The sequence below is a fragment of the Streptomyces graminofaciens genome, from assembly GCF_030294945.1.
GTDB classification, from domain to species: Bacteria; Actinomycetota; Actinomycetes; order Streptomycetales; family Streptomycetaceae; genus Streptomyces; species Streptomyces graminofaciens.
On the sequence record NZ_AP018448.1, the window covers coordinates 5,749,638 to 5,767,520 of the forward strand.

General features: G+C 71.1%; 16 protein-coding genes, 1 tRNA gene and 1 pseudogene. 11 read left to right on the top strand and 7 right to left on the bottom strand.

Going from position 1 to position 17,883, the window contains the following annotated elements:
* The first annotated feature begins 36 nt into the window (after window positions 1-36).
* From SGFS_RS51850 to SGFS_RS24560, 4 genes and pseudogenes are all read left to right on the top strand, one after another.
* A complete protein-coding gene (locus tag SGFS_RS51850) occupies window positions 37-759 on the top strand; it encodes a roadblock/LC7 domain-containing protein (protein ID WP_434028028.1) in 723 nt (240 codons plus the stop codon).
* Between the two features lie 16 nt (window positions 760-775).
* Window positions 776-1,150: a roadblock/LC7 domain-containing protein gene (locus SGFS_RS24550; RefSeq protein ID WP_286253486.1), complete on the top strand. Its 375-nt coding sequence runs from the start codon at window positions 776-778 to the stop codon at window positions 1,148-1,150.
* Window positions 1,151-1,325: 175 nt separating this feature from the next.
* Window positions 1,326-2,057 (top strand): lipoprotein, encoded by a 732-nt coding sequence (locus tag SGFS_RS24555; protein WP_286253487.1) that lies wholly within the window; start codon window positions 1,326-1,328, stop codon window positions 2,055-2,057.
* 47 nt (window positions 2,058-2,104) lie between these two features.
* Window positions 2,105-2,335: pseudogene (locus tag SGFS_RS24560) on the top strand (amino acid permease); the annotation flags it as partial.
* A 22-nt stretch (window positions 2,336-2,357) separates the two neighbouring features.
* On the opposite strand, the gene SGFS_RS24565 reads toward SGFS_RS24560, so the two are convergent.
* The 3 genes from SGFS_RS24565 to SGFS_RS24575 form a co-directional block, all read right to left on the bottom strand.
* On the bottom strand, window positions 2,358-2,927 hold the full coding sequence (locus SGFS_RS24565; protein ID WP_286253488.1) for a hypothetical protein: 570 nt from the start codon (window positions 2,925-2,927) through the stop codon (window positions 2,358-2,360).
* A gap of 75 nt (window positions 2,928-3,002) precedes the next feature.
* Entirely contained in the window at window positions 3,003-3,959 is a 957-nt protein-coding gene (locus SGFS_RS24570) for a MurR/RpiR family transcriptional regulator (protein ID WP_286253489.1), read from the bottom strand.
* On the bottom strand, window positions 3,956-5,515 hold the full coding sequence (locus tag SGFS_RS24575) for an aromatic amino acid ammonia-lyase (RefSeq protein WP_286253490.1): 1,560 nt from the start codon (window positions 5,513-5,515) through the stop codon (window positions 3,956-3,958). Before SGFS_RS24575 ends, SGFS_RS24570 begins: the two co-directional genes overlap by 4 nt.
* A gap of 207 nt (window positions 5,516-5,722) precedes the next feature.
* Here SGFS_RS24575 and SGFS_RS24580 point away from each other — a divergent pair, with 207 nt between their 5' ends.
* Window positions 5,723-6,193 (top strand): hypothetical protein, encoded by a 471-nt coding sequence (locus SGFS_RS24580; protein WP_286253491.1) that lies wholly within the window; start codon window positions 5,723-5,725, stop codon window positions 6,191-6,193.
* Window positions 6,194-6,576: 383 nt separating this feature from the next.
* On the opposite strand, the gene SGFS_RS24585 is transcribed toward SGFS_RS24580, so the two are convergent.
* On the bottom strand, window positions 6,577-7,971 hold the full coding sequence (locus SGFS_RS24585) for a cystathionine beta-synthase (RefSeq protein WP_286253494.1): 1,395 nt from the start codon (window positions 7,969-7,971) through the stop codon (window positions 6,577-6,579).
* 185 nt (window positions 7,972-8,156) lie between these two features.
* Between SGFS_RS24585 and SGFS_RS24590 the strand changes: the two genes are divergently transcribed.
* The 3 genes from SGFS_RS24590 (at window position 8,157) to SGFS_RS24600 (ending at window position 11,795) form a co-directional block, all read left to right on the top strand.
* Window positions 8,157-9,233, top strand: a complete 1,077-nt coding sequence (locus SGFS_RS24590) for an SGNH/GDSL hydrolase family protein (RefSeq protein WP_286253495.1) — start codon at window positions 8,157-8,159, stop codon at window positions 9,231-9,233.
* Window positions 9,234-9,470: 237 nt separating this feature from the next.
* Complete coding sequence (locus SGFS_RS24595; protein ID WP_286253497.1) at window positions 9,471-10,691, top strand: acetyl-CoA C-acetyltransferase; 1,221 nt, start codon at window positions 9,471-9,473, stop codon at window positions 10,689-10,691.
* Window positions 10,692-10,982: 291 nt separating this feature from the next.
* On the top strand, window positions 10,983-11,795 hold the full coding sequence (locus tag SGFS_RS24600; protein WP_286260040.1) for a hypothetical protein: 813 nt from the start codon (window positions 10,983-10,985) through the stop codon (window positions 11,793-11,795).
* A gap of 96 nt (window positions 11,796-11,891) precedes the next feature.
* Here the strand turns inward: SGFS_RS24600 and SGFS_RS24605 are convergent, their stop codons facing one another.
* Entirely contained in the window at window positions 11,892-12,197 is a 306-nt protein-coding gene (locus SGFS_RS24605; RefSeq protein ID WP_286253499.1) for a hypothetical protein, read from the bottom strand.
* A 103-nt stretch (window positions 12,198-12,300) separates the two neighbouring features.
* On the opposite strand from SGFS_RS24605, the gene SGFS_RS24610 reads away from it, so the two are divergent.
* Window positions 12,301-12,531: a DUF4287 domain-containing protein gene (locus SGFS_RS24610; RefSeq protein ID WP_286253502.1), complete on the top strand. Its 231-nt coding sequence runs from the start codon at window positions 12,301-12,303 to the stop codon at window positions 12,529-12,531.
* Between the two features lie 113 nt (window positions 12,532-12,644).
* Here the strand turns inward: SGFS_RS24610 and SGFS_RS24615 are convergent, their stop codons facing one another.
* Together SGFS_RS24615 and SGFS_RS24620 are read right to left on the bottom strand one after the other, a co-directional pair.
* Window positions 12,645-13,526, bottom strand: a complete 882-nt coding sequence (locus SGFS_RS24615; protein WP_286253504.1) for a Bax inhibitor-1/YccA family protein — start codon at window positions 13,524-13,526, stop codon at window positions 12,645-12,647.
* A 360-nt stretch (window positions 13,527-13,886) separates the two neighbouring features.
* Window positions 13,887-13,969 (bottom strand) — tRNA-Leu (locus SGFS_RS24620).
* Between the two features lie 490 nt (window positions 13,970-14,459).
* On the opposite strand from SGFS_RS24620, the gene SGFS_RS24625 reads away from it, so the two are divergent.
* Both SGFS_RS24625 and SGFS_RS24630 read left to right on the top strand, forming a co-directional pair.
* Window positions 14,460-15,230: an ABC transporter ATP-binding protein gene (locus SGFS_RS24625; RefSeq protein ID WP_286253505.1), complete on the top strand. Its 771-nt coding sequence runs from the start codon at window positions 14,460-14,462 to the stop codon at window positions 15,228-15,230.
* Between the two features lie 111 nt (window positions 15,231-15,341).
* The gene (locus tag SGFS_RS24630; RefSeq protein ID WP_286253506.1) at window positions 15,342-17,882 is read left to right on the top strand and encodes an ABC transporter permease; all 2,541 of its coding nucleotides are present in this window, start codon (window positions 15,342-15,344) and stop codon (window positions 17,880-17,882) included.
* Window position 17,883 lies beyond the last annotated feature (1 nt).

The window sequence follows — 17,883 nt, forward strand, 5'->3', positions numbered from 1 at the left end:
CGGCAGCGGCAACGCCCCGCCGAGAGGAGACTGCTCATGGCCGCGGAGGCCGAAGTCCTCGACGAACTGCGCCGGTTGAGGGCCCGTGTACCCCAGCTGACCGGTGCGCTCGCGGCCAGTGTGGACGGGCTCGTACTCGCCCACGACACCCCCGGCACCGAGCCGGAGAGCCTCGCGGCACTGACCGCCGCCGCGCTGGGCGTGGCACTGCGGCTGACGGACGCCACCGGCCGGGGCGACCTGCGCGAGCTGCTCCTGCGCGGCGAACAGGGCTATGTGGCGACGTACGCGGCGGGCTCGTCCGCGGTGCTGACGCTGCTGGCCCAGGACCGGGTCAACGTCGGCCGGCTGCACCTGGAGGGCCGCCGCGCGGGCAGCCGCATCGGGGAGCTGGTCGACGCGGTCGGGCCCCGCGCCGACCCCGCCGAGCGCCCGACCGGCACCGAGCCGTCCGTGAACACCCGGGCCGGCGAGGCGTCCGCGACCACGGCTGGTGCCGCTGGTCCCGCTTCGTCTGCGGCTTCTGCGGCTTCCGCGGCTTCCGCGCGGAACGGGTCTGCGCTGCCCATCCGACCGACGTCGCAGGCGCCGAACCCGGCCCAGGCACAGCAACCCGATCCAGCACCAGCCCCCGCACCACCACCCGCCAAGACCACGGTCAGGTCCACGCCGCCCCAGGTCCGTACGCCCCGCGCCCCGACCCCACGCACCACCACCCCCCGCATCACCCCGAACACCCGTTCCGCCACGGAGAACTGAGAGGACACCGCACATCATGGCCAACACCGAGACCGCGCTCAAAGAGGCCCTCGCGTCCATCGAGGGTGCGACCGGCGCCGCCCTCGTCGACTACACCAGCGGTATGGCGCTGGGCACGATCGGCGGCAGCAAGGGCTTCGACCTCACCGTCGCCGCCGCCGGCAACACCGACGTCGTACGCGCCAAGCTGCGCACCATGGAGCACCTCGGCCTCAAGGGCGAGATCGAGGACATCCTGATCACCCTGTCCGACGCCTACCACCTGATCCGGCTGCTCACCGGCCGTGGCGGCAACGGCCTCTTCCTGTACCTGGTCCTCGACTCCAAGCGGGCCAACCTGGCCATGGCCAGGCACCAGCTGAAGAAGATCGAGGCGGAACTGGAGGTGTAGCCCCGCGCAAGGCATCCGTACCCGCCGGGCGGCGCACCCCACCGGGGAGCGCCGCCCGGCACGCCGTTACCGTGATCCGGCCAGAGGCGAAAGAAGACCAGAAGAAGCAGAAACTCTGCAGAAGCCCAAGCAGAAACAGAGACAGAAACATCTGCGGAAGCGGAAGCAGCAGACGATGACGGAGACGGTGGCGTTGCGAAGAACGGGAAGAGCGGCTGGGGCGGTACGGGGACCGGTGCTGGTCCAGGTGGCCCTGCTGGCCGGACTGTTGACGGCGTGCTCGGAGTCGGCCGACCAGGACGACGACACCGCGGCCAAGCCCTCGACCAGCGCGTCCGGGAGAAGCTCCTCCGAAGAGGCCGGCTCGACGGGCGACGTCGCCGAGCGCGGCGGCACCCTTGGCGCCCCCGGCTCCGCCTGCGAGCTGCCGGTCACCTTCGACACCGCCAAGTCGTGGAAGGCGGAGGCCGTCGAGGCCGACCCCGACGACGAGCCCACGGAGGAACTGGCGGAGCTCGCCGACTCCCTGCTCCACCAGGGCCCCTTCACCATGGCGTGCGAGATCGACGCCAAGCCCGCCGGGCACATCGGATTCATCCGGATCTGGACCGGCGCGACCACGAGCAAGGACGCGCGCACGCTGCTGAAGGAGTTCGTGGCGGCCGAGGACGACACGAGCAAGGTGAAGTACACCGATTTCTCCCCCGAAGACTCCGAGGGCTCGGGCGCCGAAGTCGAGTACCTCTACACCAGCAAGGCCCTGGACGAGACGAAGAAGGAGCGGGCGTTCGCCGTCACGACCCCCGAGGGGCCGGTCCTCGTCCACCTCGGAGGCTTCGACTCCGACGAGCACGAGGAAATGCTTCCGGCGTACGCCCTCGCGAAGCAGACCCTGCGCATCGCGTGACCCCCGCGAGCCCCACCCGTGCGCCGCGAACCGCGTGCGGGCTCGCCTTCGCCGTGGTCAATATCGCGGTGCTTGTCCTGCGGCGGGATCGCGTCCACCATGCGCATTTCCGGACGCCGACGGTTCTGCCGGTCCTCGGGGCGTTGACGGCCGTGATCCTGGCGAGCCCGCCGGCCGAGCGGCCGACTGGTGTGTACGTCCGCGCGGGGGTTCTGCCGGCGATCGGGGTCGGTCTGTGGGAGGTGAACAAGGTGGTGCTGCGAGTGCGGGGCGAGTAACAGCGCCCCCGCCGCCCCTACCTCACCCCACCCGCCCACCCCCCGGCCCCGCGTCCCCCGCCCCGACCCCGGTCACCCGGAATCCGGCCACCCGCTTGGCGACGGGGCCGCCGGCCCGGCCCGACAGCCAGTCCACCCGGATCCAGTACAGGGCGGACTCCGCCCGTTCCCGCCGCCCGAGCCAGAGCGCCTTCAGCCACAGCCCGGTGCCGACACCGGCCAGCAGCAGCCCGCCGGCCGCCGGAACCACGAACGACGAGCCCAGCGCGGCGGCGAACCCCAGCAGCAGCCACCACCGGTGACCCCGGCGCCAGTCCCGGACGGTCACGGCGCGGTCCCGGAGGACGTCGTACTTGCCGGCCTTGGAGGCCGCGCGCCCCAGCGCCACATACCGCCCGCGCCTCGCACACGCCACCACCGCGGCCGCGACGACGAACAGCGCCGCCCCGCCCAGCACGCCGATCCGCCGCCCGGTCACCCCTGGCGGCACCACGCCGACCCCCGCCGCGAGCACCCCGAACCACCACAGCGGTGCCGCCCCGGCCCGCACCACCACGGCCACCCGGGCCAGCCCATGTCCTCCGCGTGCCACGTGCCCGCCTCCCGACGTCGTACGACAGTAGGCGGGCACCTTAGCCACCGAAGGTGAAACGCGTCTGAGAAGCCTCTACTCCACGAACAGACCCCGCGCCGCCGCCCGCGCGTCGAACTCCTCCAGCCGTGCCTGCGCGTCCGGCAGGTCGTCGCACATCGCCTCCAGCAGCACCCGCCCGAGCAGCATCGGCGCGCAGACCGTGTCGAAGGCGAGGCCCGTCCCGACGGCGGCCGGCAGCAGCAGGTCGGACACCTTGGCCACGGGCGCGAACACCGAGTCGGCGACCGTGACCACCGTCAGCCCGGCCTCCTTCGCGTACGCCAGTGCGTCCACGACCTCCCGCGGGTGCCGGGGCAGCGCGAAGCAGAGCAGGGCCGTCGCCCCGGCCCGTACGGCCGCGTCGATACGGTCGTGGAGGACGGTCCCGCCCTCGTGCAGCAGCCGTACGTCCGGGTGGACCTTGGCCGCGAAGTACGAGAAGCCGTACGCCTGGGAGGCCGCGGCCCGCAGGCCGAGCACGGGCAGGGGGCGCGAGGCCGCGAGCAGGCGCCCCGCGCGCGCGACCGGCGCAGGGTCGGCGAGCACCTCCGCCAGATGCCGCAGATTCTCGATCTCGGCCTCGACGGCCTGCTGGTACTCGTTGTACGACGCGGTGTCCGCCGCCGGCTCCGCGGGCGCGACCTCGCGCAGATGCCTGCGCAGCGCCGGGTAGCCGTCGAAGCCGAGCGCCACGGCGAAGCGGGTCACCGAGGGCTGGCTGACCCCGGCCAGCTCGGCCAGTTCGACGCTGGACAGGAACGGCACGTCGGCGGCCCGCCGCACCATGCTGTGCGCGATCCGCCGCTGGGTGGGCGTCAGCCGGTGCCCTTCGAAGAGCGCCTGCAGCCGCGCGGCAGAACTCTCGACCGCACCCGTGCCCCGGTCCACACCCGTACCCCCACCCGCACCCGTGCCCCGGTCCACACCCGTACCCCCACCCGCACCCGTGCCCCGGTCCACACCCGTACCCCCACCCGCACCCGCGCTCATGTCCCGCTTCCCCTCTGCACATCGGTCCCCACGACCGTCCCGGCGTCCGTCCAGACGTCCGTGAACCGGTCCAGCAGCGCGGCCGCCGCCCGTACGTCGTCCGTGAGCGGCCGGTCGGCCGGGTCCGGGTCGAGCACCGACTCGGCCAGTTCCAGCGCCCGCGCGGCCGGCAGCCCCGGCTCCGGCCGCAGCTCGCGCTGCCGCAGCGCCCGTACCGCCGCGACGAGTTCGCAGCCGACGACGAGACGGTACGCGCCGCAGGCCCGCAGTGTCTGACGTGCGGCGAGAGAGGCGAAACTGGCCTGTTCCTCGACCCCCCGGGAGAGTACGGCGTGGCCGAGCGAGGCGGGCGCGGCGAAGGCGCGCAGGTCGCCGAGGGCGGCCCCGGCCGCGTACTCGAGGATCATCACCCCCGACGACGCGGGCTCCTGGTCGGCGAGGAAGGGCCGCAGCCGGGTGTAGGCGGGCTCGTTGAGCGAGGACAGCCGGGAGGTCGACAGTCGCGCGACCTGCATCACGGCCAGCCTGAAGTGGTCCAGGGCCAGGGTGAGCTGGGCCTGGTAGAAGCCTCCGTGGTGGTACGCCGCCATGTCCTCGGGGCATATCAGCGGGTTCTCGGCGGCCGCGTTGATCTCCACCTCCAGCACGCCCCGCAGGGCGTCCGCCGCGTCCAGCGCGGGTCCGTGGATCTGCGGAAGACAGCGGAAGCCGTACGGGTCCTGGATCCGCCCGAGCGGGGGCGTCGGCCGGTCGGCGGCGCCGATCAGCGCGCGCATACGGCGGGCCACCTCCCGCGAGCCCCGGTGGGGGCGCGCGAGGTGCACGGGCGCCGCGTACGCCTCGTGCGAGCCGTCCACGGCGAGCAGCGAGAGCGCGGCGACGACCTGTGTGGCGGCGATCAGCCCGCGCAACTCGTCGAGTGCGAGGGCGGCCTGACCGAGGGTGAGGGCGTTGCTGCTGATCAGCGCGAGGGCGTCGTTGTTGTCGAGCTGCTGGGCCTCGGGGGCGCCCGCTCCGGCCCAGGGATGTTCCCCGGCGAGCGCCAGCCCGACCTGTGCCAGCGCCGCGATGTCCCCGGTGCCCACCGACCCGAACTCGTTCACCACGGGGTACGCCCCGCTCGCCAGCGCCTCGCACAGCGCGGTGACCACGGTCGGGCGGAGCCCGGCGCCGCCCGCGAGCAGCTGGTTCGCGCGTACGGCCAGCATGGCGCGGACCTGCCGGGCGGGCACCTCCTCGCCGATGGCCCCCGCGTGGCTGCGCAGCAGGCGCAGTCCGTGCTCGGCGGCCGCTTCGGTCGGCACGGCCTCGTCGCGGTTGGCACCGACACCGGTGGAGCGGCCGTAGACCCGGCCGGCGAGCGCGATGTGCCGGGCCGCCTCCCAGGACTCCTCGACCCGCCGCAGGGCGTCCGGGCCGGGGGCGGGCCGGGCGGTCCCGTCGGCGAGGCGTACGACGTCGGCGACGTCGAGCCCGCGCCCGTCGAGGACGACGGGACCGGGCGACGAGGCGCCGGTCGCCGCGACACCCGGCGCTTCCACGATCCGGGACGACATCACACGCAGGCCCCTCTCGCCTCAACCCGTCGAGCACATATTCAGCCACCATGAACTCTGCATGACGTTATACAGGCCGGGCAAGGGACGTCTCATCTTCCGGCAACCGCCGGAACCGGCCGCCGCCGCATTCGGGGGTCCGGCGCAACGGCGACAGGGGGGCTAACCCCAGTGCCGAGCGGCCCCCCGCTGCCTACCTTGAGAGGCATGACCGGAATGGATGCCCGCGACGCCGAACGCCTGAATGCCACGCCCCGGGACGACGAGTTGAACAAGGAACTCGCGGCCACCCTGCACGCCCGCAGAGAGCTGGGCGAGGACTACGAGTCCGCGCTCGTCGAGTCGTTCCTGGAGAAGGTCGACCAGCGCATCGACGGCGCGGTGGACCGCCGGGTGCGGCGGCAGGTCGCCGAGCAGCAGATGGTCGTGGCCCGTGGCTCGCGCTCCCCGAAGTCGAACGACTCCTGGGGCGACCGCTTCGGCTTCGGCATCGTCTCCCTCGTCCTCGCCATCCCGCTCTCCGGCATCGGCGGCGGCGTCGCGGGCTTCTCGGGCCTGCTCGTCACCTGGACGGGCATCGTCGGCGTGAACATGGCCTGGGTGCTGCGCTCCCGCCCGGAACCGGGCTTCGGCAGGCGCGGGGAGAACAAGTCGGCCGACTCGGACCGGGAGAAGTAGCCCAGGAGCACCCGGAAGAAAGTAGCCCCGGGGCACCCGGAAGAAATATGCGCGGGGACCGCCGCACCCCCGTTGTCGGGGGGCGGGACGACGGCGGTCCCCGCGAGGGACGCGGGCCGGGTCAGGCCGGGCTTGCGCGTCCTAGGCGTCGGTGGAGGTCCGGGAGCCGCTCCGGAGGTCCGTGACGCCGTTTTGGTGCCGGCCTGGGCGGGGAGCCGCTCCCGCCCTGCCGACACCCACTAATGTGCCGGACCCGTGTTAAGAGGGTGCTGCGCGGACGTGACGCCCTCGTACCACTTCTGCGAAGTCGAACGCTCGCCTCGCGCAAATCTTCGACTCCGAGGCCGCTTGGGGCCGATTCCTCCTGGATACCGCCGGCTTCCCTACTGCTTCACCCCGCCCTTGGCGAGGAACGCGAGCAGGTCCTGGCGGCTGACGACGCCCTTCGGCTTGCCCTCGACGAGCACGATCGCCGCGTCGGCCGTACCGAGCACGGACATCAGGTCCCCGACCGGTTCACCGGAGCCGACCTGCGGCAGCGGCGCCGACATGTGCTTCTCCAGCGGGTCGTCGAGCGAGGCCCGCTGGGTGAACAGCGCGTCCAGCAGTTCGCGTTCGACGACGGACCCGACGACCTCGGCGGCCATGACGTCCGGGTGGCCCGCGCCCGGCTTCACGATCGGCATCTGTGAGACGCCGTACTCGCGCAGGACCTCGATCGCCTGGCCGACCGTCTCGTCCGGGTGCATGTGGACGAGGGACGGGATGGCCCCGTGCTCCTTGTCGTTGAGCACGTCCCCGACGCGCGCGGACGGCCCCTCGTCCTCCAGGAAGCCGTAGTCGGCCATCCACTCGTCGTTGAAGATCTTCGAGAGGTAGCCACGGCCGCTGTCGGGCAGCAGCACGACGACGACGTCGTCCGGCCCGAGCCGCTCGGCGACCCGCAGCGCGGCGACGACGGCCATGCCGCACGACCCGCCCACCAGCAGCCCCTCCTCCTTGGCCAGCCGGCGGGTCATCTGGAAGGAGTCCTTGTCGGACACGGCGACGATCTCGTCCGCGACGGTCCGGTCGTAGGCGGTCGGCCAGAAGTCCTCACCGACGCCCTCGACGAGGTACGGCCGCCCGGAGCCGCCCGAGTACACGGACCCCTCGGGGTCGGCGCCGACGACCTGGACGCGGCCCTCGCTGGCGTCCTTCAGATAGCGGCCCGTACCGGAGATGGTGCCGCCGGTCCCCACACCCGCCACGAAATGGGTGATCTTCCCCTCGGTCTGCTCCCACAGTTCGGGGCCGGTCGAGTGGTAGTGGGAGAGCGGGTTGTGGGGGTTGGAGTACTGGTCGGGCTTCCAGGCGCCCGGCGTCTCGCGCACCAGCCGGTCGGACACGTTGTAGTACGAGTCGGGGTGCTCGGGGTCCACGGCGGTGGGGCACACGACGACCTCGGCCCCGTACGCCCGAAGCACGTTGATCTTGTCGGTGCTCACCTTGTCGGGGCACACGAAGATGCACTTGTACCCCTTCTGCTGCGCGACGATGGCGAGCCCCACGCCTGTGTTTCCGCTGGTCGGCTCGACGATCGTGCCGCCGGGCTGCAGCTCGCCGCTCTTCTCCGCCGCCTCGATCATGCGCAGGGCGATGCGGTCCTTCACGGAACCGCCCGGGTTGAAGTACTCAACCTTGGCCAGAACGGTCGCCTGGATACCCTCGGTCACACTGTTGAGCCTCACGAGCGGGGTGTTCCCGACGAGGCTGATCATCGAGTCGTGGAATTGCACCGTTGTCTCCGGTAGCTGCAAAAAGGGATGGTCTTGATGTCCCGCCAGCCTAAGCCCCCTGTCATGCGTTCACGCGGTGTTGAGATTGGCCGACGGTCGGTACGGGGCAAGGAGTGGTTGTACGGCTAGGGGCCGGCCTCGCCTGATCCGGAGGAGCGGTCCCCACGAGGAGGTGGCGGCGACGGATGACGAGCATGTCGAGGGCGAGGGTGGCCCGGCGCATCGCGGCGGGCGCGGCGTTCGGCGGCGGTGGCATCGGGCTGGTCGGTGCGGCGGCCGTCGGCTTGGTGCTGGCCGAGCTCCGGATGGCCAAGCGCGTCGTGGGCAACGGCCACAGCCCGCATCCGCCGAGCGCGGAGGGCCTGTACGGCCGCTCGTACGGCGCCCCGTACAACAGACGGACGTACGGGGCACCGTACGGGGGCGTCACTGACGACCCCCCGCTCCGGCTGACCATGCTCGGTGACTCCACGGCCGCCGGCCAGGGTGTCCACCGGGCCCGCCAGACCCCGGGCGCCCTCATCGCCTCGGGGCTCGCGGCGGTCGCGGAGCGCCCGGTGGAGCTGCGGAACGTGGCGCTGCCCGGCGCCCAGTCGGATGATCTGGACCGCCAGGTGGCGCTGGCCCTGGAGAACCCGACGCGGGTCCCGGACGTCTGCGTGATCATGATCGGCGCGAACGACGTGACGCACCGCATGCCTCCGACGCGCTCGGTCCGCCATCTCTCCTCGGCCGTACGGCGGCTACGGACGGCCGGGGCCGAGGTCGTCGTCGGCACCTGTCCCGACCTCGGCACCATCGAACTCGTGCAGCAGCCCCTGCGGTGGCTGGCCCGCCGGGCCTCGCGGCAGCTGGCGGCGGCGCAGACGATCGGCACGGTCGAGCAGGGCGGCCGCACGGTGTCGCTGGGCGACATGCTGGGCCCCGAGTTCGAAGCGAACCCCCGGGAGCTGTTCGGCCCCGACAACTACCACCCCTCGGCGGAGGGGTACGCGACCGCGGCGATGGCGGTCCTGCCGACGGTGTGCGCGGCACTGGGTCTGTGGCCGGCGGAGGAGGAGCGCCCGGACGTCTCCCGCCGCGAGGGCTTCCTCCCGGTGGCGAGAGCGGCCGCGGAAGCCGCCTCCGAGGCGGGCACGGAGGTCACGGCCGCGATGCCCACGGGCCCGCGCGGCCCCTGGGCCCTCCTCAAGCGCCGCCGTCGGCGCCGGGTCCCGGCGACGGACCCGACCCCGACGACCGCGGCGGAACCGTCCGCCTAGGAGCTCGGGGGTACAGGCGCTTGAGCGGGTGCGGGTGGGGGTGCGTGGGGGCTTGTCGCGCAGTTCCCCGCGCCCCTGAAAAGCCGGGGCTGCGCCCCCGAGCGCCTGGGCACCCCACCCAAAAAGCAAGCGCTTAGAAAAGTGCGGCCGGAGTCACACCCCCACCCCCGTGACCCAACCCATACGTACGGGTAACTTCCCCAACAGCCCCCGCCCGCACAAGCCAATGGAGCCGTAATGCCCGAAGCCGTGATCGTCTCAGCCGCCCGCTCCCCCATCGGCCGCGCGTTCAAGGGCTCCCTCAAGGACCTGCGCCCCGACGACCTCACCGCCACGATCGTCCGGGCGGCGCTCGACAAGATCCCGGCGCTGGACCCCAGGGACATCGACGACCTGATGCTCGGCTGCGGCCTCCCCGGCGGCGAGGCGGGCCACAACCTCGGCCGTATCGTCGCGGTACAGCTGGGCATGGACCACCTCCCGGGCTGCACGATCACCCGTTACTGTTCCTCCTCGCTCCAGACGAGCCGCATGGCCCTGCACGCCATCAAGGCCGGCGAGGGCGACGTCTTCATCTCGGCCGGTGTCGAGACGGTCTCGCGCAGCGTGAAGGGCACGAGCGACGGCCTGCCCGACACCCACAACCCCCTCTTCGCGGAGGCCGAGGCCCGCACGGAGGCCGTCTCCAAGTCCGAGGGCGCCGGCTGGCGCGACCCGCGCGAGGACGGCCTGCTCCCCGACCCGTACATCGCGATGGGCCAGACCGCCGAGAACCTGGCCCGCCAGTGGGGCGTGACCCGCCAGGACATGGACGAGTTCGGCGTCCGCTCGCAGAACCTCGCCGAGGAAGCCATCAAGAAGGGCTTCTGGGAGCGCGAGATCACCCCGGTCACGCTCCCCGACGGCACGGTCGTCAGCGCGGACGACGGCCCGCGCGCGGGCGTCACCCTGGAGGCCGTCCAGGGCCTGAAGCCGGTCTTCCGCCCGGACGGCCTGGTCACGGCCGGCAACTGCTGCCCGCTCAACGACGGCGCCGCCGCCCTCGTGATCATGTCCGACACGAAGGCCCGCGAGCTGGGGCTGACCCCCCTCGCCCGGATCGTCTCCACCGGCGTCTCGGGCCTCTCCCCCGAGATCATGGGCTATGGCCCGGTCGAGGCGTCGAAGCAGGCCCTGTCCCGCGCCGGCCTCACCGTCGACGACATCGACCTGTTCGAGATCAACGAGGCCTTCGCCGCCCAGGTGATCCCCTCCTACCGCGACCTGAACATCCCGCTGGACAAGCTGAACGTGAACGGCGGTGCCATCGCCGTCGGCCACCCCTTCGGCATGACCGGCGCCCGCATCACCGGCACGCTGATCAACTCCCTCCAGTTCCACGACAAGCAGTTCGGCCTGGAGACGATGTGCGTCGGCGGCGGCCAGGGCATGGCCATGGTCATCGAGCGCCTCAGCTGACCCGGAGCGCCCCCGCCCCGTACCCCTACGGAAACCCACTGTGATGCAATGGCCCAGAATCCCGGAGGCTCCGGGACTCTGGGCCGATTTGTGATCCAATCTCCCCCAGGATGTGACCTATCTCCCCCGGAGAGCGGTTTCCGCAGCTCAGAAGCGCTTCACGACGAAACATCGGCACGAAGGTCCTGCCCGATTCGTGACGTTACGCACTGACAGCTGGTTAGTCCGCCCTTCAAGCTGATGTAGGAAGTCGGGGGTCGACTTTGAACCGGGAGTACGTCAGTGAGCGCCATGCCGATCGCCTTGCTGCTCACCACGGCGGCCACCGCCGCCGTGGGTGTCGTCGTCCTGCGCACCCTCACGGGTCTGCGCCGAGAGGTCGCCGCCCTGCACGCCGAGCTGGCCGCGAGCCGCGCCGCCGGTGTGCGCGCGCCGGTGCCGGCCGCCCGCCCGGCCGCCGACACGGAGGAGATACGCGCCGCCGTGGCCGAGGCCCTCGCGGAGGAACGGGAGCGTGAGCTGGCCGAGGCGCGCGCCTTCTGGGCCGCCCAGGAGGCCCGTGACGCCTCCGACGCGCCGTCTCTGCTGGGTCTGCCCGACAGCGAGCTGTTCCTGCCCCGACAGTCCGATTTCGCGGGTCTGGAGCACCTTGAGCCGGTGACCGAGCCGAGCATCGAGGGCGACGAGTTCTCCCCGAAGGACTTCGTCCAGGGGGGTACGGCCATGGAGTCCGCCGAGCTGGCCGCGGCCCGTCGGCGTCACCCCTCGCACCCCGACTTCGTGCCCGTGCAGTCCCCGGTCACGGGCGACCACGAGCGCACGGTCGCCTGCCTGGAGGAGCTGGCCGCCTCCCGCACCGAGCTGGCAGACGTCCGCCCGGGCCCGCTCGGCACGCTCGACGTGTACGTCTTCGCCGACGGCACCACCCTGTGCATGACCCCCGGCCACCGCGAAACCGCCGAACGCCTCTCCGCGGCCCTGCGCACCGGCGACACCCCCGTCCTCCTGGGCGGCTCGGGCATCTCGGGTGCGTACACCCTGACCTTCGAATGCGGCGAGGAAACGGTCTACATCCTGGCGGACAGGGTCATCGCGTCGCTGTAGCGCCCCGTCAGGGGCGCGGGGACTGCGCGAGCAAACCCAGGACGGCCCGCAGTCGCCACGACGCCACAGGCATTCGGAGCTCCCGGGCACCCACGCTCACACCCCCGCCCGCCGCTGCGCCTCCTCCACCAGCGCCAAGGCCTCCGCCAGCTCACCCTCGTCCCCCAGGACCAGCGCCAGATCATGCGCGGCAACGGTGATCTGATCAGCCGCCGCGAACATCCCGGCATCGGGCATCTCCCGCGGCGTGACCCCCTCCAGCCGCTGGGCACTGCGTGCCAACGCCCTGGCCAGTCCCAGTGCCTCCGCGGCGGCGCCCCGTTGCAGCCGGCTCTGCGGAGCGGCCCGCAGCCGGTCGGCGAAATGGTCCACGGCCCGGGTCAGTGGCGTCGTATCAAGCACGCCGCGAGACTACGCGTCTTCGCCGGAGTGTTGCCAACACGCGAACGCTCAGGCACCGTGGCCTGAAGGACCGGCTTACGTTCCCTTTCGTCCGGAGGCGCCGATGTCCCAAGTCTTCTCAGAGGAGACCCATCGCAACCTGCTCGCCCGCATCCCCCATTGCACCGGTCGTGAAGTCTCCGACTGGCTTCGGAAAGTCGACGAAGGACCTGCTCTCTTCAACTTCGAGGAGAAGGTCAGCTGGCTCCGGCACGAGTACGACCTCGCGTACGGCCACGCCAAGGCACTCATCCACGAGTACGACCTGAGGAGGGCCGCGCGCAAACTGCTCTAGGCGCGCACGCAGGATCCCCGACCGACCCACCCACCCCGCAGACGAGGAAGGGCCCCGGGAAGCGGAAGCTCCCGGGGCCCTTCGGCGCGCTGCGCCAGGTACTACTGGTTCGGTCAGTCGTCGCCGCTGAAGATGGCGACCAGCCGCAGCATCTCCACGTAGATCCACACGAGGGTCATGGTCAGGCCGAACGCGGCCAGCCAGGCCTCCTCGCGGGGGGCGCCGTAGGCGATGCCGTCCTCGATCTGCTTGAAGTCGAGGGTGAGGAAGAAGGCGCCGAGCAGGATCGCGAGGATGCCGACGATCGCGCCGATCGGGCCCATGCTGCGCAGTCCGCCGTCGGGCGCGAGGCCGAAGACGACCAGCAGCAGGTTGACCGCCATGACGAGGACGAAGGCGATCGCGATCGTCATGCCGATGCGGGCGTACCGTGCGGTGACCCGGATCCAGCCCGCCTTGTAGACGAGCAGGGTGGCGCCGGAGACGGCCATGGTGCCGAGCACCGCCTGGAAGGGCGCGCCGTCCCAGACCGAGTTGTACATCTCGCTGAGCACGCCGAGGAAGACGCCCTCGAAGGCGGCGTAGGCCAGGATCAGCGCGGGCGAGGCCTTGCGCTTGAAGGACTGCACCATCGCCAGGACGAAGGCGATGAGCGCGGCGCCGATGGCCAGGCCGAAGCTCTTGGACGTGACGGGCAGGAGGGCCCACGCCAGGATGGCACCGACCACGACCGTGCCGAGCGTCATGGCCGAGCGGACGACGACGTCGTCCATCGTCATGCCGCCGGTGCGGACCGGGGCCTGCGGCGGGGCGCCGTGCTGTACGCCCTGCTGGGCGTACGGGTTCGTCGCGTAGGGGTTGCCGCCCTGCTGGGCGTAGGGGTTGCCCTGGGTGCCGACAGCTGCTCCCCCGGCCTGCGGCGCGGTGTTGAAGCCCGCGTAGCCGTTGTCGCGGCTGAACCCCCGTCGCGAGAAGACCGGGTTGCTGCTCCTCATTTCACTCCTCCATGGCCACCGTGCGTGGCCTTGGCCTCAAGAGTAATAGGTAGGCAAAGGATTGACCCTAGTGCTTGGGGAGGATCTTTCCCTTGCCCTGACATCGAACACGCTACGCGTCTGCGTGATTCCCCGCCCCGGCCGCCCCAACCCCGGACCATCTCGGTACACACCCGAGATCGTCCAGAAATCAACCACCAGCCGTCTCAGGTGGCACGCTTCGAGGTGTCGTCATCGGGTAGCCGGTCGACAAGGGCCCGCCCGAGGGTCGGCAGCGGGCGCCAGTCGGCGCGCGCATGCCGGTCGAGGAACACCCCCCGTGTCGGACCCTGGGGGATATTGTTCGATGTGGGTCGGAGGTGCCCGGAACCGGACTTGAACCGGTACGCCCGCGAGGGGCAGCGAGGTTTAAGCTCGCCGTGTCTGCATTCCACCATCCGGGCAGGCCATGGGCTCCGCGCTGAGGTGCCGAGCCTATCGGGACCCTTCCCTCGAACAGCGGAAGAGCAGACCGATGTTGTCTTATTTTATTGACGTCTGAGGGTGCATCAGCCCACGGAACAGGCCATCCGCACTTGCCAATAGCCTTTCGGACGGCAGGCCCGAGCGTGTGGGGAATGACGGAATTTCACCGCCCGAACGAGCGGCCGCACCCAGGCGCCCGGTGATGACGCGTCGCGTCGACGACGATTCGGGGGGCGGTGCGTGGTGAATCGTGTCGCTCACGCCGGGTGCGACGGAGGACACAGACACGGTCCAACTGGACGCCGTCATACCCAGGTATGACGCGACGCCCGCTCGTCCGTCAGAAGTCTGCCCCCGGAACCAGGACTGCGACTGACTACACGGCGACCGTCGATCGCGACGATGGAGGCATCCCCCGAAAAGACGGAAGCCTCAGAACCGTCGTCGTCCCGACAGGAGTTCCCACCCGTGACCACCACCCCCCTCGCCGACCGGGCCACCACCGTCGCCGCCCGCGCCACGGAACTGTCGAAGGTCTACGGGCAGGGCGAGACCCAGGTGGTCGCCCTGGACCGGGTGACCGTCGACTTCCGCCAGGCCGAGTTCACCGCGATCATGGGCCCCTCGGGCTCGGGAAAGTCCACGCTGATGCACTGCGTGGCCGGTCTGGACACGTTCTCCTCCGGATCCGTACGCATCGGCGACACCGAGCTGGGCTCGCTCAAGGACAAGCAGCTCACCAAGTTGCGACGCGACAAGATCGGCTTCATCTTCCAGGCGTTCAATCTGCTGCCGACCCTGACCGCCCTGGAGAACATCACCCTTCCGATGGACATCGCCGGCCGTAAGCCCGACAAGGCGTGGCTCGACAACGTGATCGGGATGATCGGACTCTCCGCGCGGCTCAGCCACCGGCCCGCCCAGCTCTCCGGCGGTCAGCAGCAGCGCGTGGCCGTCGCCCGGGCGCTCGCCTCCCGGCCGGACATCATCTTCGGCGACGAACCGACCGGAAACCTCGACTCCCGCTCGGGCGCGGAGGTGTTGGGCTTCCTGCGCAACTCCGTACGGGAGTTGGGGCAGACGGTGGTGATGGTGACGCACGACCCGGTGGCGGCGGCGTACGCGGACCGGGTCGTCTTCCTCGCCGACGGGCGGATCGTGGACGAGATGAGTGGGCCGACGGCGGACTCCGTCCTGGACCGGATGAAGCGGTTCGACTCCAAGGGGCGTACGAGCTAGGGCCGTTCGCCCCGGCGACCCCTGGGCCGCGCCCCCAGACCCCCATCGGCCTTCGGCCGCGTCCTCGACGCCGGACGGGCCGAACATCCACAACCCCGAACAGAGACCCCTATGTTCCGTACCGCCCTGCGCAACGTGCTCGCGCACAAGGCGAGGCTGCTCATGACCGTGCTCGCCGTGATGCTCGGCGTGGCCTTCGTCTCGGGCACGCTGGTCTTCACCAACACCATCTCGGAGGCGTACCAGAAGAGCTCGGCCAAGGGCTTCGACCAAGTGGACGTCGCGATCCAGCCGGAGTACCGGGAGGGCGAGGGCGACAAGGTCGGCGAGCGGCGGAAGCTGACGCACGCGCTGCTGGAGAAGGCCGAGTCCGTGCCCGGCGCCAAGTCCGCCCTCGGTGTCGTCGGTGGTTTCACCGCCCTCGGTGACAAGGACGGCAAGCTCATCGGCGGCGGCTTCCAGTCGCAGGGCGGGAACTACTGGGGGAGCCACGACCCCCGGTATCCGATCCGGGAGGGCGGTCGTGCTCCCAGGGGAGCCGACGAGATCGCCATTGACTCCGAGACCGCCGAGCGGGCCGGGTACAAGGTCGGCGACACGATCCCGGTGTCCGTCGACGGGCCCGTCGTCACCCCCACCATCACCGGAATCTTCACCACGGACGACGGCAATGTCGCCGCCGGCGGCAGCCTCGCCCTCTTCGACACGGCGACTGCCCAAAAGCTGTTCCACAAGCAGGGCGAGTACGACGAGATCGACGTGAAGGCGGCAGCCGGCACCAGCCAGGCCCAACTCCGCACGGCCCTCGACAAGGTCGTACCGGCCGATGTCGCGTCCACGATCACCGGCAGGCAACTCGCCGACGACCAGGCCGAGATGATCGCCGCCAACATGAGCGGCCTGAAGAACGGCCTGCTGGTCTTCGCCGGGATCGCCCTGTTCGTCGGCACCTTCATCATCGCCAACACCTTCACCATGCTGGTCGCCCAGCGCACCAAGGAGCTGGCGCTGCTGCGCGCGGTGGGTGCCTCGCGCCGTCAGGTGACGCGTTCGGTGCTGGTCGAGGCGTTCTTCGTGGGCGCGGTCGCGGCGGTCGGCGGGCTCGCGGTCGGGGTCGGTATCGGCGCCGCCATGCGAGCCCTGATCGGCATGGTCGGTGCGGCCATCCCGGACGGCCCGCTGGTCGTGACGCCCGGCACGGCCGCCACCGCCCTCCTCGTCGGCGTACTGATCACGATGCTGGCCGCCTGGCTGCCCGGGCGCCGCGCCGCGAAGATCCCGCCGGTCGCCGCGATGAGCAGCGTCCACGCGCAGGCGACGACCAGGTCGCTCGTCGTACGGAACGTCATCGGCGCGATCCTCGCCGGCGGGGGCGCGGCCGTCGTCCTCTACGCCACCACCCTGGACGGCTCCGACGGCCAGGCCCCGATGGGGCTCGGCGCGGTTCTGCTGATCATCGGCGTCTTCGTCCTCACCCCGCTGCTCTCCCGCCCGCTCATCGCGGCCGCGTCGCCCGTGCTGCGCGTCTTCGGCGTCTCCGGCAAGCTCGCCCGGCAGAACTCCGTACGCAATCCGCGCCGGACCGCCGCCACCGCCTCCGCGCTGATGATCGGCCTGACGCTGATCACCGGTATGACGGTGATGGCGGGCAGTCTGCAGACGTCCATCGACAAGATGGCGGCCTCCTCGATCAAGGCGGACTACGTCGTCTCGATGGCCAACGGCAACCTCCTCGTCCCGGACGTGGACAAGAAGCTCGCCGCCACCGAGGGCGTCACCGCCACCTCCCCGCTGCGCAACTCCCCCTCCCGCATCGAGGGCGAGACCGAGTACCTGACCGGAGTCAACGGCTCCACCATCGGCAGGCTGACCGACCTGACGATCGAGGACGGCGCTTTCGAGGTCGGCGGGACGAACATCGTCGTGGACGAGGGGACCGCCAAGTACCACGGCTGGAAGGCGGGTTCGTCCTTCACGGTCGCGTACGAGGACGGGGCGAAGCAGAAGCTGACGGTCGCCGGCGTCTACGCGGGCAACGAGATCATGCGGGGCGTCCTCCTGGACAACGCGACGCTCACCCCGCATCTCAAGGTCCCCTCCGACCCGGCGGACATGCAGGTCATGGTCAAGACCTCGGCCGGTGCCTCCGACGCCACCAAGAGCCGGTTGGAGAAGGCCCTCGGCGACAACCCGGGCATCCGGGTCCAGGACCGCCAGGACATCTCCGACGGCATCGCGCAGATCTTCACGCTGATGCTGAACATGCTCTACGGCCTGCTGGCCATGGCTGTGATCGTCGCCGTCCTCGGTGTGATCAACACCCTCGCGATGTCCGTCTTCGAGCGCTCGCAGGAGATCGGCATGCTCCGCGCGATCGGCCTCGACCGCCGGGCCGTGAAGCGGATGGTCCGCCTGGAGTCCCTGGTGATCTCCCTGTTCGGCGGGTTCCTCGGCATCGGCCTCGGCATCTTCTTCGGCTGGGCGGCCGGTGAACTGCTCGCCAGCAAGATGGCGACGTACGAACTGGTCCTGCCCTGGGCCCGCCTGGCCGTCTTCCTCCTGCTGGCCGCCACGGTCGGCATCCTGGCCGCGCTCTGGCCGGCCCGCCGCGCGGCGAAGCTGAACATGCTGGAGGCGATCAAGGCGGAGTAGC

Bases quoted from the DNA above. Each gene is read 5' to 3' on its own strand.
- SGFS_RS51850 (WP_434028028.1), top strand. From the start codon at position 37: ATGGCCGCGGAGGCCGAAGTCCTCGACGAACTGCGCCGGTTGAGGGCC.
- SGFS_RS24550 (WP_286253486.1), top strand. From the start codon at position 776: ATGGCCAACACCGAGACCGCGCTCAAAGAGGCCCTCGCGTCCATCGAG.
- SGFS_RS24555 (WP_286253487.1), top strand. From the start codon at position 1,326: ATGACGGAGACGGTGGCGTTGCGAAGAACGGGAAGAGCGGCTGGGGCG.
- SGFS_RS24570 (WP_286253489.1), bottom strand. From the start codon at position 3,959: ATGAGCGCGGGTGCGGGTGGGGGTACGGGTGTGGACCGGGGCACGGGT.
- SGFS_RS24575 (WP_286253490.1), bottom strand. From the start codon at position 5,515: ATGTCGTCCCGGATCGTGGAAGCGCCGGGTGTCGCGGCGACCGGCGCC.
- SGFS_RS24580 (WP_286253491.1), top strand. From the start codon at position 5,723: ATGACCGGAATGGATGCCCGCGACGCCGAACGCCTGAATGCCACGCCC.
- SGFS_RS24590 (WP_286253495.1), top strand. From the start codon at position 8,157: ATGACGAGCATGTCGAGGGCGAGGGTGGCCCGGCGCATCGCGGCGGGC.
- SGFS_RS24595 (WP_286253497.1), top strand. From the start codon at position 9,471: ATGCCCGAAGCCGTGATCGTCTCAGCCGCCCGCTCCCCCATCGGCCGC.
- SGFS_RS24600 (WP_286260040.1), top strand. From the start codon at position 10,983: ATGCCGATCGCCTTGCTGCTCACCACGGCGGCCACCGCCGCCGTGGGT.
- SGFS_RS24610 (WP_286253502.1), top strand. From the start codon at position 12,301: ATGTCCCAAGTCTTCTCAGAGGAGACCCATCGCAACCTGCTCGCCCGC.
- SGFS_RS24615 (WP_286253504.1), bottom strand. From the start codon at position 13,526: ATGAGGAGCAGCAACCCGGTCTTCTCGCGACGGGGGTTCAGCCGCGAC.
- SGFS_RS24630 (WP_286253506.1), top strand. From the start codon at position 15,342: ATGTTCCGTACCGCCCTGCGCAACGTGCTCGCGCACAAGGCGAGGCTG.